This is a genomic window from Roseovarius indicus (assembly GCF_008728195.1).
In the GTDB taxonomy this organism is placed as follows: Bacteria; Pseudomonadota; Alphaproteobacteria; order Rhodobacterales; family Rhodobacteraceae; genus Roseovarius; species Roseovarius indicus.
The window spans coordinates 2,723,783-2,740,362 of the sequence record NZ_CP031598.1 but is presented as its reverse complement, the minus strand read 5'-3'; the positions used below and the strand labels follow the sequence as shown (position 1 = coordinate 2,740,362).

Annotated in this window: 18 protein-coding genes; 5 read left to right on the top strand and 13 right to left on the bottom strand. The window is 65.3% G+C overall.

Going from position 1 to position 16,580, the window contains the following annotated elements; genetic code table 11:
- Positions 1 to 30 precede the first annotated feature (30 nt).
- Together gap and RIdsm_RS30145 are read left to right on the top strand one after the other, a co-directional pair.
- Positions 31 to 1,032 carry a type I glyceraldehyde-3-phosphate dehydrogenase gene (gap, locus tag RIdsm_RS12955; protein ID WP_057815583.1) on the top strand — a complete coding sequence of 334 codons (1,002 nt, stop codon included), beginning with the start codon at positions 31 to 33 and terminating at the stop codon, positions 1,030 to 1,032.
- A gap of 181 nt (positions 1,033 to 1,213) precedes the next feature.
- Positions 1,214 to 1,357 (top strand): hypothetical protein, encoded by a 144-nt coding sequence (locus RIdsm_RS30145; RefSeq protein ID WP_057815585.1) that lies wholly within the window; start codon positions 1,214 to 1,216, stop codon positions 1,355 to 1,357.
- A gap of 7 nt (positions 1,358 to 1,364) precedes the next feature.
- On the opposite strand, the gene RIdsm_RS12950 is transcribed toward RIdsm_RS30145, so the two are convergent.
- From RIdsm_RS12950 to RIdsm_RS12930, 5 genes are all read right to left on the bottom strand, one after another.
- Positions 1,365 to 1,763 (bottom strand): hypothetical protein, encoded by a 399-nt coding sequence (locus RIdsm_RS12950; protein WP_143100335.1) that lies wholly within the window; start codon positions 1,761 to 1,763, stop codon positions 1,365 to 1,367.
- A 93-nt stretch (positions 1,764 to 1,856) separates the two neighbouring features.
- Positions 1,857 to 2,354 (bottom strand): pantetheine-phosphate adenylyltransferase, encoded by a 498-nt coding sequence (gene coaD, locus RIdsm_RS12945; protein WP_057815590.1) that lies wholly within the window; start codon positions 2,352 to 2,354, stop codon positions 1,857 to 1,859.
- 124 nt (positions 2,355 to 2,478) lie between these two features.
- Positions 2,479 to 3,612 carry a carboxylate-amine ligase gene (locus tag RIdsm_RS12940; RefSeq protein ID WP_057815593.1) on the bottom strand — a complete coding sequence of 378 codons (1,134 nt, stop codon included), beginning with the start codon at positions 3,610 to 3,612 and terminating at the stop codon, positions 2,479 to 2,481.
- Between the two features lie 91 nt (positions 3,613 to 3,703).
- Entirely contained in the window at positions 3,704 to 4,750 is a 1,047-nt protein-coding gene (locus RIdsm_RS12935; protein ID WP_057815595.1) for an NAD(P)H-dependent flavin oxidoreductase, read from the bottom strand.
- A gap of 77 nt (positions 4,751 to 4,827) precedes the next feature.
- Positions 4,828 to 6,327, bottom strand: a complete 1,500-nt coding sequence (locus RIdsm_RS12930; protein WP_057815596.1) for a CoA-acylating methylmalonate-semialdehyde dehydrogenase — start codon at positions 6,325 to 6,327, stop codon at positions 4,828 to 4,830.
- A 113-nt stretch (positions 6,328 to 6,440) separates the two neighbouring features.
- Between RIdsm_RS12930 and RIdsm_RS12925 the strand changes: the two genes are divergently transcribed.
- Together RIdsm_RS12925 and RIdsm_RS12920 are read left to right on the top strand one after the other, a co-directional pair.
- Positions 6,441 to 7,337: a LysR family transcriptional regulator gene (locus RIdsm_RS12925; RefSeq protein ID WP_057815599.1), complete on the top strand. Its 897-nt coding sequence runs from the start codon at positions 6,441 to 6,443 to the stop codon at positions 7,335 to 7,337.
- Positions 7,338 to 7,397: 60 nt separating this feature from the next.
- Positions 7,398 to 7,832 (top strand): CBS domain-containing protein, encoded by a 435-nt coding sequence (locus tag RIdsm_RS12920; protein WP_057815601.1) that lies wholly within the window; start codon positions 7,398 to 7,400, stop codon positions 7,830 to 7,832.
- Between the two features lie 15 nt (positions 7,833 to 7,847).
- Here the strand turns inward: RIdsm_RS12920 and RIdsm_RS12915 are convergent, their stop codons facing one another.
- Positions 7,848 to 9,998 carry a DEAD/DEAH box helicase gene (locus RIdsm_RS12915; RefSeq protein ID WP_057815603.1) on the bottom strand — a complete coding sequence of 717 codons (2,151 nt, stop codon included), beginning with the start codon at positions 9,996 to 9,998 and terminating at the stop codon, positions 7,848 to 7,850.
- 410 nt (positions 9,999 to 10,408) lie between these two features.
- On the opposite strand from RIdsm_RS12915, the gene RIdsm_RS12910 reads away from it, so the two are divergent.
- A complete protein-coding gene (locus RIdsm_RS12910; protein WP_057815605.1) occupies positions 10,409 to 11,653 on the top strand; it encodes a cation:proton antiporter in 1,245 nt (414 codons plus the stop codon).
- Between the two features lie 42 nt (positions 11,654 to 11,695).
- On the opposite strand, the gene RIdsm_RS12905 is transcribed toward RIdsm_RS12910, so the two are convergent.
- From RIdsm_RS12905 to RIdsm_RS12875, 7 genes are all read right to left on the bottom strand, one after another.
- Positions 11,696 to 12,814, bottom strand: a complete 1,119-nt coding sequence (locus RIdsm_RS12905; protein ID WP_074939757.1) for a CsgG/HfaB family protein — start codon at positions 12,812 to 12,814, stop codon at positions 11,696 to 11,698.
- A gap of 38 nt (positions 12,815 to 12,852) precedes the next feature.
- Positions 12,853 to 13,266 carry a curli assembly protein CsgF gene (locus RIdsm_RS12900; protein ID WP_074939759.1) on the bottom strand — a complete coding sequence of 138 codons (414 nt, stop codon included), beginning with the start codon at positions 13,264 to 13,266 and terminating at the stop codon, positions 12,853 to 12,855.
- 81 nt (positions 13,267 to 13,347) lie between these two features.
- The gene (locus RIdsm_RS12895) at positions 13,348 to 13,932 is read right to left on the bottom strand and encodes a hypothetical protein (protein ID WP_143100336.1); all 585 of its coding nucleotides are present in this window, start codon (positions 13,930 to 13,932) and stop codon (positions 13,348 to 13,350) included.
- A gap of 12 nt (positions 13,933 to 13,944) precedes the next feature.
- Positions 13,945 to 14,250 (bottom strand): curli-like amyloid fiber formation chaperone CsgH, encoded by a 306-nt coding sequence (gene csgH / locus RIdsm_RS12890; protein WP_057815611.1) that lies wholly within the window; start codon positions 14,248 to 14,250, stop codon positions 13,945 to 13,947.
- A gap of 182 nt (positions 14,251 to 14,432) precedes the next feature.
- A complete protein-coding gene (locus RIdsm_RS12885) occupies positions 14,433 to 15,071 on the bottom strand; it encodes a hypothetical protein (protein ID WP_057815613.1) in 639 nt (212 codons plus the stop codon).
- A gap of 86 nt (positions 15,072 to 15,157) precedes the next feature.
- A complete protein-coding gene (locus RIdsm_RS12880; RefSeq protein WP_057815615.1) occupies positions 15,158 to 15,835 on the bottom strand; it encodes a hypothetical protein in 678 nt (225 codons plus the stop codon).
- 82 nt (positions 15,836 to 15,917) lie between these two features.
- A complete protein-coding gene (locus RIdsm_RS12875) occupies positions 15,918 to 16,577 on the bottom strand; it encodes a hypothetical protein (protein WP_057815616.1) in 660 nt (219 codons plus the stop codon).
- Between the last annotated feature and the right edge of the window lie 3 nt (positions 16,578 to 16,580).

Here is a 16,580-nt window from a genome sequence, read left to right as displayed (position 1 = left end):
CCCAACATCCACGCACCGGGAGTCTGCCTCATGACCATCACCGTCGGCATCAACGGGTTCGGCCGGATCGGCCGTTGCACCCTCGCCCACATCGCCACCAGCACGCGCAACGACATCAAGGTCGTGAAGGTCAACGCCACCGGCCCGCTGGAAACCGCGGCACACCTGATCAAGTATGACAGCGTCCACGGCCGCTTCCCCAACGAGATCACGCTGGGCGACGGCACCATGGACCTCGGCCGCGGCCCGATGGAGATGTTCTCGACCTACGAGATGGACGAGCTCGACTGGTCCGGCGTCGACGTGGTGCTCGAATGCACCGGCAAGTTCAACGACGGCGAAAAGGCCAAGGCCCATCTCGACCGTGGCGCCGGCAAGGTGCTGCTCTCGGCGCCCGGCAAGAATGTCGACCGCACCGTGGTCTACGGCGTGAACCATGAAGAGCTGAAGACCGGCGAGAAGATGATCTCGAACGGGTCCTGCACCACCAACTGCCTCGCGCCCGTCGCCAAGGTCCTGCACGAGGGGATCGGCATCGAAAGCGGCATCATGACCACGATCCACGCCTATACCGGCGACCAGCCGACGCTCGACCGCCGGCACAAGGATCTCTACCGCGCCCGCGCCGCGGCCATGTCCATGATCCCCACCTCGACCGGCGCCGCCAAGGCGCTCGGCGAAGTGCTGCCCGACCTCAAGGGCAAGCTCGACGGCTCGGCCATCCGCGTGCCCACGCCCAACGTCTCGGCCGTCGACCTGACCTTCATCGCCAAGAAGGACGTGACCGAAGCCGACGTGAACGAGATCGTCGCCGAAGCCGCGGCCGGCAAGATGAAGGGCGTGCTGGGCTACGACCCGGAACCCAAGGTCTCGATCGACTTCAACCATACCGAGGAAAGCTCGATCTTCGCCCCCGACCAGACCAAGGTCACCGGCGGCCGCCTCGTGCGCGTGCTGGCCTGGTACGACAACGAATGGGGCTTCTCCTGCCGCATGGCCGACGTGGCCGTCGAAATGGGCCGCCTCGCCTGATCGGGCAAATCATCGAACACGGAAACGGACCGCCCCCGCAGATATCTGCGGGGGCGTTGTCGTTCCGGCCTGTCGACATCGCGAGCCCGCCTCCGATCTGCCACCCCACCGCTCAACCCTTGCGCCCCTGCCCGGCCTCGGGCATATCCGGCAAGCAGCAGGCAGGCCCGGGGGCGGATACATGAACAACCAAGTCGCGCTTTTCCTCGGGGCCCTGATCCTGATCGGTCTCGGCGTCGACTACATGTATTACGATTGGTCCGGCTCGATCTTCCTGGCCCGCAAGCTCGCCGACCTGATCGAATGGCTGGCCTTCTGGCGATAGGCGTCGGTCAAAATTCTTCGGAGTGGTCATACCCGATGTAATGCCTCACGGCATTCACGGTCGCCTCTTCCGGGACCAGGCTAAGCATCCAGACTTCCAGCCGCTTTTGGCGCTCCGACAGGAAGGCCCCGGAAATGACGTCCTCTTTCGGGGGCGGAAACCAGTGCACAAGGACAGTGGTCAGGCTGACGCCATACTCCCCGTTCTGACCATATCCCACTTTCATCTCGAGCGACGGGTTTCCCGAGGCTTCTCCAACCGAGCAGCTATGGTATCTTCGCTCCGCGTTCACCAGCTTGCACGTCCCGGAAAGCGCCTCGGCCTTGGCGTAAACGGCCGCAACCAGAGCGGCCTCGGTCTCCTCCGTCAGGTAAGCCGCATCGACAGTCACGCTCGAGGTGGTCATTGTCTGCGCGCATCCGCAGAGCGCCAACAGCGCCGTCAGAAGCAAGAAGCGTTTCCGGCTGTCGACAGACCCAATCACCGGCCCCGCACCGATCTACTTCGCCGCGAACTTCGCCTTCAGCGCTTCGTTCACCGGCGGGGTCACGAACTTGCCCACGTCGCCGTTCAGCCGGGCGATCTCCTTCACCAGCTTCGAGGCAATCGCCTGGTGATGCGCGTCGGCCATCAGGAAGACCGTCTCGACCGAGCTGTCCAGAACCCGGTTCATGCCCACCATCTGGAACTCGTACTCGAAATCCGCCACGGCCCTGAGGCCGCGGATGATCAGCGTCGCGTTCACGTCATGGGCGCAGTCGATGAGCAGGTTCTCGAACGGGTGCGCGACGATCTCGGTGCCGGTCTGCTTGCTCAGCTTCTCGCATTCCGCCTCGATCATCTCGACACGCTCTTCCAGCGTGAAAAGCGGGCCCTTGTCCCGGTTGATCGCCACCCCCAGCACCAGCCGGTCGACCAAGAACGAGGCCCGGCGGATGATGTCGATATGACCAAGCGTGATGGGGTCGAACGTCCCCGGATAAAGTCCGATACGCATGGGCGGCTCCTCCGTTCAGTCCGGGCGCGTGTCGCGGGGCCAAGCAACAATACTGCGCCGCGGAATGCAAGGCCCTAACGGCCCGAAATCGCCGCGCGTCACCATAGGGTCAGCCTTGCCCGGCTCAGAGGTCGGCGTGGTACTCGTCGACCAGGTGCCGCACCACGGCCTGCAGCGCGTGCTCGTTGTCGTCGCCCGCTTCCAGCGCGTCGAGATAGACCTGCCGCTGCCGGCTCGAACTGGTGCCGCCCTGCACGATCTCCTGCGCGGTCTCCACCTCCTCCAGCGATCCGAAATGCTGCGCGTCCTCCCGGATCAGCTCGATGATCTCCTCGACGAGCTCTCCCATCGGCACGATCTCGCCCCGGCCCAGGTCGATGAGCCCCTCGCGGCTGCCATAGCGCTGCGCCCGCCAGCGGTTTTCCGACACCAGGAACTTGTCGTAGATCCGCCAGCGCTGGTTTCTTGTCGCCAGCCGCCACAGCATCCGGGTCAGCGCCTGCGTCAGCGCCGCCAGCGTCAGCGTGTGCTCGAGCCTCGGCTGCACATCACAGATCCGCGACTCTATGGTCGGAAACCGGGAAGACGGCCGCAGATCCCACCAGATCTTCGAGCTGTCCTCGATCACGCCAAGGTCGGTCAGTATCTGCACCGATCGCTCGAACTCGGCAAAGCTCACCATGCGCGGCGGCAGCCCGGTGCGTGGCAGGTTGTCGAATACCGTCAGCCGGTAGCTGTCGAGTCCCGTGTCCCGCCCCTGCCAGAAGGGTGATGAGCAACTCAGCGCCAGCAGGTGCGGCAGGAAATAGGCGAGCTGGTTCATCAGGTCGACCCGCCGGTCGGGCTCGTGAATGCCCACATGCACATGCATCCCGCAGATCAGCATCCGCCGCACCACGCCCGCCAGGTCGTTCTGCAACTCGTTGTAGCGGTCCTTGTCGGTGTGGTGCTGCTCGCGCCAGTCGGAAAACGGATGGCACGACGCGGCGATCGGTGCGAGATTGTGCTTCGCCGCCTGCCGCGACACGCAGGACCGCAGGCGCCTGAGATCCTCCCGCGCCTCGGCCACCGACCGGCAGACCTTGGTGCCGATCTCGATCTGGCATTTCAGGAACTCCGGCGCGACTTGGTCCTGCAACTCCTCCTGGCAGGCCTCCATCAACGCCGTGGGCGCCTCCGCCAGGCCCAGGCTGTCGCGATCGACAAGCAGGTATTCCTCTTCGATCCCGATGGTAAATTCCGGTTCCGCGATGGCCATGCCGCCTCCTCCCGCCTGCGTCTTTCTCCGAGTGTCGTCGGTATGACCCGGAAAAATCAAGCTTTCACGCACGGATAGACGGCGAAATCCCCTATGACAGCGCCCGGCGTGCCGCAGAGATCAACGCCTGCAACCGCGCCCCGGCATCACCCCTCGGCGCCAGCGGCGCACTCTGACCGTAAAGCGAGAAGCGGTGCGTTTCGGCATCGGCCCCCTGCAGCCCGGCGGTATAGTGATACATCAATGGAAACGGCGCAGCCCTGACACCGGTCATCGCGTCGAGCCATGGCGTCCGGTGAGCCCGCGCCGGCCGGCCCGAAACCGCCCGGCTGATCCGCGTGCTCTCATCCGCGCCCTCGGCCACCGCCTCGTCATGCAACGCCTTGTGCGCCGCCTCGTCCGAACTGATGAACGCCGTGCCCACCTGCACCCCCGAGGCGCCCAACGCGAACGCGGCCGCGATCCCGCGCCCGTCGGCAATGCCCCCGGCGGCAATGACCGGCACAGATACCGCGTCGACCACCTGCGGAAGCAGGGAAAACAACCCCACCTGCGCGTCGTTTTCCACGTCGAGGAACACCCCCCGGTGCCCGCCCGCTTCCCAGCCCTGCGCGATCACCGCATCCACGCCGCGCGCCTCGAGCCAGCGCGCCTCCTCCACCGTAGTGGCCGAACTCAGCACCTTGCACCCGGCCGCCTTCAGCGCCGCCATGGCCTCGGCATCCGGCAAGCCGAAATGGAAACTCACCACCGCCGGCGGATGCAGCAGCAAGAGCTCAAGATGCGCGCGCCCGAACGGCTCGTAAGGCGCCTTCGGCACCCCCTCCGGCGGCGCGATCCCGGCCTTGGCATAATGCGGCGCCATCGCCTCAAGCAGTGCCTCGTGCCGCTCCCGCGTGATCTCGGGCACCTCGTGACAAAAGAAATTCAGGTTCACCGGCCGGTTCGTCGCCCGCGCCAGCGCCTCCATGTCCTGCTCCAGCCGGTCGAGCGGCATGGTCGCACAACCATGCGAGCCCAAGGCCCCGCCGTTTGACACCGCCGCCGCCATCGCGGGCGTGGTCGTCCCCGCCATCGGCGCCAGGATGATGGGATGCTCGATCCCCAGAAGCTCGCAAATCCTCGTGTCAGGCCACATCGTCACCTCCTCCCCGAAACGAAACCGGGCCGCGGCAATCTGCGCGCGGCCCGGTCAGTATCGTCATGTCGAAAGGCTCAGTCCATGGCCTTGAAGTTGAACTCGCCGCCATCCTTGATCCCCGACGGCCAGCGGGCCGTCACGGTCTTGGTGCGGGTGTAGAACTTGAACGCGTCCGGCCCGTGCTGGTTCAGGTCGCCAAAGGCCGATTTCTTCCAGCCGCCGAAGGTGTGATACGCCAGCGGCACCGGGATCGGCACGTTCACGCCCACCATACCGATGTTGATCCGGTTGGCAAAGTCGCGCGCAGCATCGCCGTCACGGGTGAAGATCGCCGTGCCGTTGCCGTACTCGTGATCCATCGCAAGGCCAAGCGCCTCTTCGTAGGAACCGGCCCGCACGGTCGACAGCACCGGGCCGAAGATCTCCTGCGTGTAGATATCCATGTCCGGCTTCACCTTGTCGAACAGGTGCGGCCCCACAAAGAACCCGTCCTCGTAGCCCTGAAGCGAGAAATCCCGCCCGTCGACCACAAGCTCGGCGCCCTGCTCGATGCCCTTCTCTACAAGGCCGAGGATCTTCTTCTTCGCCTCGGCCGTCACCACGGGGCCGTAATCCACGTCATCGCCCGCCGTGTAGGGCCCGACCTTCAGCTTCTCGATGCGCGGCACCAGCTTCTCGATCAGGCGGTCGGCGGTCTCGTCGCCCACCGGCACGGCGACCGAGATCGCCATGCAGCGCTCGCCCGCGGCGCCATAGCCCGACCCGATCAGCGCATCCGCCGCCTGGTCCATGTCGGCATCCGGCATGATGATCATGTGGTTCTTGGCGCCACCGAAACACTGCACGCGCTTGCCGTTCGAACAGCCGCGGCCATAGATATACTCGGCAATCGGTGTCGAACCGACGAAACCGATAGACTGCACCACCGGGTGATCCAGCATCGCGTCGACCGATTCCTTGTCGCCGTTCACCACCTGCAGGATGCCCTTGGGCAGCCCGGCCTCTTCCATCAGTTCGGCCAGCATCAGCGGCACCGAGGGGTCACGCTCCGACGGCTTCAGGATGAAGGCGTTGCCGCAGGCGATCGCCGGCGCGAACATCCACATCGGGATCATCGCCGGGAAGTTGAACGGCGTGATGCCGCCCGTCACACCCAGCGGCTGGCGCATGGAATACATGTCGATGCCGGGACCCGCGCTGTCGGTGAACTCCCCCTTCAGCAGCTGCGGCGCGCCGATGCAGTATTCCACCACCTCGAGGCCACGCTGCACGTCGCCCTTGGCATCCGGAAAGGTCTTGCCATGCTCGGCGGAAAGCGCCTCGGCCAGCTTGTCCATGTCGCGGTTCAGCAGGCGCACGAATTCCATCATCACCCGGGCCCGGCGCTGCGGGTTGGTGGCGCCCCATTTGGGCTGCGCTGCGGCGGCAATATCGACCGCCTTGCCGAATTCCTCGGTCGAGGCCAGCGGGCATTTCGCCTGCACTTCGCCCGTCGCCGGGTTGAACACATCGGAAAACCGGCCCGACGTGCCTTTGACGTGCTCGCCGCCGATATAATGGGTCAGTTCTTTCATGACGCTCCTCCATGAGAATTCTTCGGAATTTGGCGCGACCCTAGCGTTGCAAAAATAGATGGAAAAGAGGCAATATCCCAAAAACGTCTTGCGAAAATGCAAAGGGTGGCGCGATGCAGGTCCAATGGGATGATTTGAAAGTGTTTCTCGCGGTGGCCCGCGCCGAAAGCCTCTCCAGCGCCGGTCGGCTTCTGAAACTCGACCCCGCCACCGTGGGCCGCCGCGTCGCCCGGCTCGAGGCCGGCTTCGGCGCGCCGCTCTTCGCCAAGTCGCCCACGGGTTACGCCCTCACCGACGCGGGCCAGCGGCTGATGACCCACGCCACCCGCGCCGAACAGGCGGTCGAGGACGCCGCCGACGACATGGCCGGGCAAGCGGCGGGCATCTCCGGCCAGATCCGCATCGGCGCCCCCGACGGTTCTGCCAACTTCCTCCTGCCACAGGTCTGCGACCGCATCGGCCGCGCCAATCCCGGGCTCGAGATCCAGATCGTCGCCCTCCCCCGCCTCTTCAGCCTCACGAGGCGCGAGGCCGACATGGTCGTCGCCGTCTCGCCCCCCACCGCCGGCCGCCTCACCGTGCAGAAAATCGCCGATTACCGCCTGCACCTCGCCGCCTCCGACGACTACCTGCGCACCGCACCGCCCATCACCTCCCTCGACGACCTCCAGAACCACCGCATCATCGGCTACGTGCAGGACATGATCTTCGACAAGGAGCTCGACTATCTCGGTGAAACCGGCCTCACCCGGGTCGATCTCGCCTCGAACTCCGTCGCCGTCCAGATGGGCTGGATCAGGCAGGGCGCCGGCGTCGGCATCATGCATGATTTCGCCATGCCCTTCTTCCCCGGCACCCGCAAGCTTCTGACCGACCAGCTCAGCCTCACCCGCAGCTTCTATCTCGTCCGCCACGCCGACGACCGCCGCCTCGAACGGCTCAACCGTTTCGCCCAGACCTTCTGCGACGGGATCCGCGCAGAGGTGGCCCGCCTCGAGGCAGAGGCTTGACAGAAACAAACGAATAACAGACCCTTGAATTAGCGAAATAATATTGCGGGGTTATCGACGATGCTGGTGCAACAGATCCTGAAATCCAAGGGCAATGACGGGGTGATCACGATCAAACCCGGCACGCGCGTCTCGGAAGCCGCCCAGATCCTCGCCGAACGGCGCATCGGCGGCCTCGTGGTCTCTTCCGACGGCGAAACCGCCGAAGGCATCCTGTCGGAGCGCGACATCGTCCGCTCGCTGGCGGTGCGCGGCGCCAACTGCATGCAGGAAACCGTCGACGAGATGATGACCCGCAACCCGGTCTGCTGCACCCGTCAGGACAGCTCCGACGCGGTGCTCACCCGCATGACCGACGGCCGCTTCCGGCACATGCCCGTGGTCGAAGACGGCAAGCTGGTCGGCATCGTCACCATCGGCGACGTGGTCAAGGCCCGCCTTCAGGAACTGGCGATGGAGAAATCGGCCCTCGAAGGCATGATCATGGGCCACTGAGGGCCCGTTTCACCCTTACGGCTTGCGCCGCTTCGGCACCGCCATGCCACCCTTGCCACGCACGCCCCTCGGCTTGCCGGGCTTGCCCGGTTTGCCCGGCGGCGTGAACCGCTTCGACGTGTCCGAGGCACTCGCCCGCGGCTTGGCAGCCGCAGGTTTTCCCTCCGGCCGGCCCGGCCCTGCCGGTTTGCCCGGCTTCGGCCCCTTGCTCCGCGGCTTGCGGGTGTCCTGAGGCGCCGGCGCGCCCTCGCCAGAGGGTTTCGGCTTGCCCGCCTCGTAGGGTTTCTTCGGCTTGGCAGGGTCGTATGCCTGCTTCGGCTTGCCCGCACCATGGGGCTTCCGGGGCTTTCCACCCTCGTAAGGCTTCTTCCCCCCGAACGGCTTGGCCGGCTTCTCCGACCTCCGCTCCGCATCCGGTGCACGCTCCGCCCTCTCAGGCCTGGGCCCACGCTCGGCCCGCTCAGGCTTCGACGCCGGTTTCTCCCGCCATTCGGGCTTCGCCGGCCTCGGCCGCGCATCCGTCCCCTTGTCCTGCCAGGGCTTGCCCCCGCCCCGCTTCGGCTTGTCGCCGCGCGGTTCCGGCCGCCCGAACTCCGGCACGCCCTCGACAGACCGCACGCTCACGCCCTTCTCGAGCACGCCACCCTGCTCCAGCGACGCCAGGAAACTCTCCGCCGCCGCCTCTGATATCTCAACGAAGGTCTCGGTATCCTGCACCCGGATCGCGCCGACATCGGCCTTCTCCAGCGCCCCGGCCCGCAACATCAGCGGCAACAGCCAGCGCGGTTCCGCCCCCTTGTCACGGCCCACCGACAGCGACACCCACACGCTCGGCCCGAACTCGGGCCGCGGCTTGGGCTCCGGCCGGGAGGCCACGTCCGACAATTCCTCCGGCACCGAATGCCTTGCCCGGAACAGCCGCAGATAGGCCGCAGCCACCGCCTCGGGCGACTGTTCGGCCAGCAACCGCGCGGCAAACTCCGCCTCCGCCGCGCTCGGCACCTCCTGCCACGCCGGATCGGCCAGCAGCCTTTCCTCGTCGCGGCGCAAGATCTCCTCCGCCCCCGGCGGCACCGTCCACTCGGCCTGCACCTTGGCGCCCTTCAACAGGCGCTCGGCCTTCTTCACCACCTTCGGCGGCGCGATCAGCGCGGAAATCCCCTTCCGCCCCGCGCGCCCCGTCCGGCCCGACCGGTGCAGCAGCGTCTCCGAATTCGACGGCAGCTCGGCATGGATCACCAGCTCGAGGTTCGGCAGGTCGATCCCCCGCGCCGCCACATCCGTCGCCACGCAGACCCTGGCCCGCCCGTCGCGCATCGCCTGCAACGCATGGCTCCGCTCCGTCTGGCTCAACTCACCCGACAGGCACACGACCGAGAACCCCCGGTTCGAGAACCGCGCCGTCAGCCGGTTCACCGTCGCCCGCGTATTGGCAAAGACGATCGCGTTCTGCGCCTCGTGATAGCGCAGCACGTTGATGATCGCGTTCTCCGCATCCTGCGGCGCCACCCTGAGCGCCTGGTAGGTAATATCCGCATGCGGGCTCTTGTCCGACAGCGTCGTCACCCGCACCGCATCGCGCTGGTACTGCTTGGCCAGCGTCACGATCATCGGCGGCACCGTGGCCGAGAACATCAGCGTGCGCCGCTCCTCCGGCGCCTCGCCCAGCATGAATTCCAGGTCCTCGCGGAAGCCGAGGTCGAGCATCTCGTCGGCCTCATCGAGCACCACCGCGCGCAATTCGCTCATATCCAGCGAGCCGCGCCGGATATGGTCGCTCAGCCGCCCGGGCGTGCCCACCACGATATGCGCGCCCCGCTCAAGTGCGCGGCGCTCGTCGCGCATGTCCATGCCGCCCACGCAGGTCACCACCCGCGCGCCCGCCTTGGCATAAAGCCACCCCAGCTCCCGCGTCACCTGCAGGGCCAGCTCCCGCGTCGGCGCGATGATCAACCCCAGCGGCGCCGCCGCCGGGCCAAGCCGCCCGTCCTCTTCCAACAGGGTCGGCCCGATCGCCAGCCCGAACCCCACCGTCTTGCCAGACCCCGTCTGCGCCGAGACCAGCAGGTCGGCGTCCCGCAGCTCGGCCGCCGTCACCGCCTCCTGCACGGGCGTCAAAACATCGTAACCGCGCTCGGCGAGCGCATCGGAGAGGGTCTGTATCATCAGGAAACCGTTCTGCTTGGGCCGCGCGGCACCCGGGCGCCGCGCCCTGTCGTCGGACAGGCATGGAAAACGCCCTCCTAACCGGTCTGCCAGCGCCTGTATATGGGAAAAATATCGCGAAACCCGACAGACCGGCGACCGCTTCTTTCGGGCCACATTCGCCAAGGTCGCCAAGACGCGCCCAAAACGGGAACACCATGCCGCCCTGCGGCGTTAGCTTCCCGACAGGTGCGCCGCCCAGCGGCAGCGCCCTCGACACCGTGACAATAACAAAGCCGAACCCGGGGCACGTAACAGAATGCCGACTACCCTCTATTTCCTGCGCGCCCGCCATTTCCAGAACCGCCATTTCCTCCCGCGCTGAGCCGCCCGCCCGCGCCACGGCCATACCTGAAAGGACCTGACAGCCCGTGCAACCGGACTCCTTCTTCGCCCTGAACTCCTACCATATCGCCCTCGTGGTGGTCGGTGCCATCGTGATCGTCGCCCAGTGGCTGCCGCGGCTCTTCTCCGACCGCGAACCGGCCTCGGCCCCGCTGATGATCCTCTTCGGCACGGGCGCGGCGCTGCTGGTGCCGAACCTGCCCACCCTGCCCGACCCGCGCGAGGCGCCGCGCATCTGGGAACTGGTCAGCGAGCTGACCGTCATCATCGCCCTCTTCGGCACGGGCATGCGGATCGACGCGCTCCGCCCCTGGAGAAGATGGACACCGACCTTCCGCATGCTTGGCATCGCCATGCCGCTCACCATCCTTGCCGTCGCGCTGCTCGGCATCGGGTTCGAAGGGCTCACCGTCGCCGGCGCCATCCTGCTCGGGGCCGTCCTGGCCCCAACCGACCCCGTGCTCGCGGCCGACGTCCAGGTCGGCCCGCCGCAGGAAGGCGTCGAGCACCCCGTTCGGTTCACCCTCACCACCGAGGCCGGCCTCAATGACGGGCTCGCCTTCCCCTTCGTCTATCTCGGGCTTCTCGTCGCCGCCGAAACCGTGACGCCGGGCCTGCTGGTCTTCGACTGGCTGGCGCTCGACGTGGTCTACCGCATCGCCGTCGGCGGGGCGATGGGCTGGGCCGGGGCGCGGGTGCTGGGCTATGTGCTCTTCTCGGTGCCCCGCAACGCGGTGCTGGCCGAAACCGGCTCCGGCGTGGTCGCGCTGGCGGGCGTGCTGCTCTGCTACGGCTCGACCGAACTGGTCGAAGGCTACGGCTTCATCGCCGTCGCCGTCATGGGCCTGACCCTACGCCGCGTCGAGCAGGATCACCACTTCCACCGCCGCCTGCACGATTTCTCGGAATCGATCGAACACGCCCTGACCGCCGTGCTGCTGGTGGCGCTCGGCACCATCCTGCCCCTCCTCTTCGCCGATCTCACCTGGGTCCACGTGATCTTCGCGCTGCTGCTGATCCTCGTGGTGCGCCCGCTGTCGGGCTGGATCGGCCTGCTCGGAAGCCGTCTGGCCTATCGCGACCGCGCCGTGATTTCCCTTTACGGCGTGCGCGGCATCGGCTCGATCTATTACCTCTGCTACGCGGGAAGCCACATGGATTTCGCCAACAAGGACGAGCTCTGGACCCTTGTCGGCCTCGTCATCCTGCTGTCGACCATCCTGCACGGCTTCAGCGTCGGCTGGGCGATGGAACAGATCAAGGACGACTGAACGGGGCGCCGCAAGGCGCCCCACCCGCAACGGCTGCGCCGGTCAGCGCAGCTCGGCCAGGTCGACCCCGGCTTCGGTAATCTCGACGATCTCGTCCGGCGTATCGGTATCGGCCTCTGCGTCCGGCACATCGGTATCGGCCATCCGGTTGCCCCGCGCCACCGGCCGCACCGCGGCAAGCGAGGCGCGGCTTTCGCCCATGTCGGGCTGATCCAGCCAGCGCTCGTCGACCTGCGCCAACGGGATCGGGTCGAAGGCCGACGCCCGGTCGTCCCGCGACACCACCACGGGCGTGTCGCCATCGGCCAGGTTCGGGTTGCGTTGAATGTAGGTCTGCATCGCCTGCACGCCCCGGGCCGGGTTCTTGAAATCCCACAGCCCTTGCTCGCGGCCTTCCAGCACCATGGCGAAGACGCCAAGCTCGATGGCCTCGCGCAACGCGAATTGCGGCGGCGAATTCCGGGTATAGCCCGCGTCGATCTCCAGCAGCGCATCGCTCGACACGAAGCGGAAGACATTGGCCTGCACCAGCGTCGAATAGACCTGCTTGGTCGTCGTGACACTGTGCAGCACACGGCCGCTGCTGACACTCACAAGCCGCAGGTTCACGGTCACGTAATCCTCGCGATACTCGGTGTGCCCGCCGATCCCGAGATAGCGCGCGCCCAGCCCGCCGGTCCGCAGGTTCGATTCATAGGCGACGACACCGCCCTCGATCAGAACCCCGGCAAAGGTCAGCGGGTTCAGCGGCTTGGCCTCCTCGCCCTCGTGTTCCTGCCGGGTGGCCTGAATGATCTGCCGCTCGCGCAGGATATTGGTCAGGCCCCGCCGCTCGACCACGTCGAACCACTCGCCACGACCGGCTTTGGTGAGCACATCCACAAGGATCGCGTCCGCGCCCTGCGTCACCGCCCGCGAGAATTCCGCGAAATTCTCGCTCGGCTTGTGCTGACCCGTCAGGTCGGGAAATTCGTAGACCGCCAGCGTCATCTTGCGCTTCGGCGCCGGCAGGCCCTTCAGTGCCGCGCTCGTCTGCGTCTCCGGCAGGATCCGCGCGGGCACGTCATTGCGGCCCGGTTCGAACGGGTCCTTGCCCGCACATCCCATCAGCGTGCCCGCAAGCATCACCGCCAGGGCCAGTCGCGCCTGTTTTCGAAACATACCTGTATTCAAATCCGTGGCCCTCTGCCTTCTTGAAATCAGTTGATCACCGGAACGGGGATATCGAGCGTCTGGGTCGACACGCCGTCATTGACGGTGATCACCACCCGGTCGCCCTGCGTGACCCAGCTCACCATCGCGCCGTCAAGCTCCATGGTGCCGGTCGGGTTCTCCTGAAGCACGATGGAATCGATCAGCTCCCCGGCCGCGATCGAGATCATGCCGTTGCGGATCGCTTCTGCGAATTCTTCCGCCAGGGACGGTTCCTCGAAGAGGTCATCGAACCGGCTGCCGTCGTCGATGTACTGGTTCTGAATGTCCGCGCCCTGGTACAGGTGCGAGCTGTTCAGCGGGTTGCCCCCGAAGGACGGGTTGATCGGCTGGTACACGAGGTCGCCCGCCGCTGCGTGCCCGCAGATGGCGCAGGCCAACAAAGTCACAAAGTATCTCATTCCATGTCTCCCCATGTCGCGAAGTCGCACGGCGTGTCTCAAATTGCAAGTCACCGCAAGGCTGATAATGGGGTGAAATGGCTATTTGGTGACTATTCGACGACCTCTTGGTGTATCTAAAACAAACACAACGGCTGCGCCCTGATTCCCTATGTCGATCGGGTCGACACTGCGCGAACTTGCGCGCCCCCGTTGCAAATGCACAACGGTCTTGCCTTCCGCACCGGTGAGATTGATGTCCGACTGCAGGCCGACCCCCCGCTGCTCCACCAGCACGCGGTTGCGCGAGCCGATCACGTCCAGCTCCGAGCTGTTGAACGCGCCGCGCTGGTCCTGGAGCGTCAGGTTGCCGATGCCGCTGATGTTGACGCTCGCGAAATTGCTGTTGCCGGCCTGGTTGATGCTCGACAGGTTGGTCGAGCCCACGGTCAGCCGCGCGCCGCCGGTGATAAGCTGCGTGGGCACATAATCGCCGGTGTCGTCCCCGGCGCCGGTGGTGTCCTGGTAGTAGCCGGCCGTATCGCCCGCCGTGCCGGGCCGGACCTGTTCGACCGTGACCTCCGCGTTCTGGGCCGCGGCCGGGTCTGGCGCGGCAAGCGTGATGGCGGCGAGCATCGCCGCGGCGGCAGCTCCCCTGAGCCCTGTAACGAAATCCGTAAAGTTCACGTCGACACTCCTTCAGATTGGGCTGACCGCCTCGCTCGACTCGCATCTGGCCCCGGTCAGCCGGTCGGTGACCTCGAGGCCGAATTCCAGCCAGCCATCGGGTTCCAGCCGGTAGGTGACCTGCGACAGGACCTGCGTCTTGCCCACCTGCATGTCCTGCGTGCCGGATTGCACGGTGGTCCCGGTCCCCGAAGCGCTGATCTTGGTTGTCTCGAGGGAATAATCCACGGTGACCGGCTGGCTGACCTGCGCCAGCGCGTAGACCGACACGAGATCATCGTTCTTCTCGACAACGACCCGGCAGGCAAGCTGTGTCAAACCCTGGGCACTCCCTATCGAAGCGACACTCAAAAGCCCGGTCAGGAAAAGAAGGCGGATGAGATGTATCACTTCTCGAAATGGCTCCGTAAAATCGCTCAGGCACGCGACTCAATGTGCCAAAACGATACAGAATAAACAAGGCGCGCGTGACCCTGCGAAAGATCGCGCGCGCCCCGGTCTCAGTTTGCGCTCTGGCTGGTGTAAACCGTGTTGCCGTTGCCGCTCTGGTTGATGCTGGCCATCTGGTTCAGATCCATCTGATACACGTTGGCCAGGTTGTCGTTGCCGCCCTGGGTCAGCTCGATGTCGCACCCCGTGCAGTCATTCGCGTTGAAGCTGCCCTGGGCCATCCTGTATTCGTTGCGGTGACCGTTGGTGCGCACGACCATGGTGTTCTGGTCGCCCTTCTGAAGCGAGTGGCCATAGTTGTCGTTGCCGCCCTGGCGCACATCAAGCAAGTTGCTGTTACCGAACTGGTTGGCGTTGACGATGCGGTTGTCGTTGCCGCTCTGACGGATGACCATCTCGTTGTTGTCGCCGCCCCGCTGGCGGACGTTCTGGAACAGGTTGCGGTTACCCGACTGCACGACGTTCATGTCGTGTTGGGCGCCTGCCTGACGGGCCTTCGCGACCGTGTTCTCGTTGCCGCTCTGAGTGACGTCGATCAAGTTCTGCGTGCCGACCTGTTCCAGCGGGTCGGCCGCCGTACCGATGTTGTTGTTGTTGCCTGACTGGGCCACGAAAATCTCGTTGTTGTCGGCAAGGCTGGCCGTTCCCAGGAGTGCGGCAAGCGCGGTCACTGTTGCGAAAAGCTTCATGTTAATTTCCTACCATTTACAAATGTGGGTGTCATTCGGGCCGGGCTTCGGCCCGAATTTTCGCTTCTGATTGAGACTCTGCAGCCTCAGTTAGCCGCCTGCGACGTGTAGACCGTGTTGCCGTTGCCGCTCTGGCTGATGCTGGCCATCTGGTTCAGATCCTGTTGATACACATTGGCGGCGTTGTCGTTGCCGCCCTGGATCAGCTCGATGTCGCACTTGGTGCAGGCATTGGCCGAGAAGCTGCCCTGATTCAGGTCATAAGTGTTGCGGTGACCGCTCGTGCGCACCTCGATGATGTTCTGGTCACCGACCTGCAGCGAGTTGCCATAGTTCTCGTTGCCGCTCTGGCGCACGTCGAACGTGTTCTTGTCACCGTACTGGTGGGCGTTGACGATGCGGTTGTCATTGCCGCTCTGACGGATTTCCATCGTGTTCTTGTTGCCGCCGCGCTGCTGAAGTAGCTCGGCCTTGTTGCGGTGCCCCGATTGCACGATGGTCATCTCGTGGTCCGAGCCGGTCTGGGTTGCGCCAGGCCATGTCGGCAGCGCCGGTTCCGACGTCGCCCGCGACCCGACGGTGTTGCCGTTGCCGGTCTGGCTGATGTCCATGTAGTTCGAGGTGCCGTTCTGTTCGACAGGGTTGTTGGCATCACCGACGAAGTTGTCGTTGCCCGCCTGCGTCACGAAGAGCTCGTTGTTGTCGGCGAGGCCGGCCGTGCCGAGAAGCGCGGCGACGGTGGCTACAGTTGCAAGGAGTTTCATGTTGTTTCCTCAATTTTCCAGTGTTGGATCTGTCCGGGCCGGGCATCGGCCCGGACAGGCTGCTTGATATCCGGCGGCCGGATTAGTTTGCCGACTGCGACGAGTAGACCGTGTTGTTGAGACCGCTCTGGCTGATATTGGCCATCTGGTTGGTGCCCGACTGCAGCACGTTGGCGTAGTTGTCGTTGCCCGGCTGGCGCAGGACCACGTCGCACGAGATGCACCCGTTCGACGGCCCGAAATCACCCGAGTTGATGTCGAAATCGTTCCGGTGGCCGCCCTGGACCACGTCGAGCACGTTCGATTTGCCGACCTGCACGGCGAAGCCGCGGTTGTCGTTGCCGCTCTGCACCACGTCGGCGTCGTTGTTCTCGCCCCGCTGCATGACCAGCTGAAGCTGGTTGTCATTGCCGGTCTGGCGGATCGACATGTCGTTCTTCTCGCCGGTCTGGGTGTAGCGGATCGTCTTGTTGCGGTTACCCGACTGACGGATTTCCAGCGTGTGCTTGAAGCCGCGCTGCCCCATGTTGGCCACGTTCGGGCCGACATCGCCGATCGAGTTGTCATTGCCGCTCTGAACGAAGGTCGCGTCGTTCTGCGTGCCGATCTGCGTGGCCGGCTGGTCGGCATTGCCGATCACGTTGTTGTTGCCCGACTGGGTCACGAAAAGTTCGTTGTTGTCTGCCAGGGCGGCGGTGCCGACAAGGGCTGCGAGGGCTGCTGCTGTTGCAAAAAGCTTCATGTC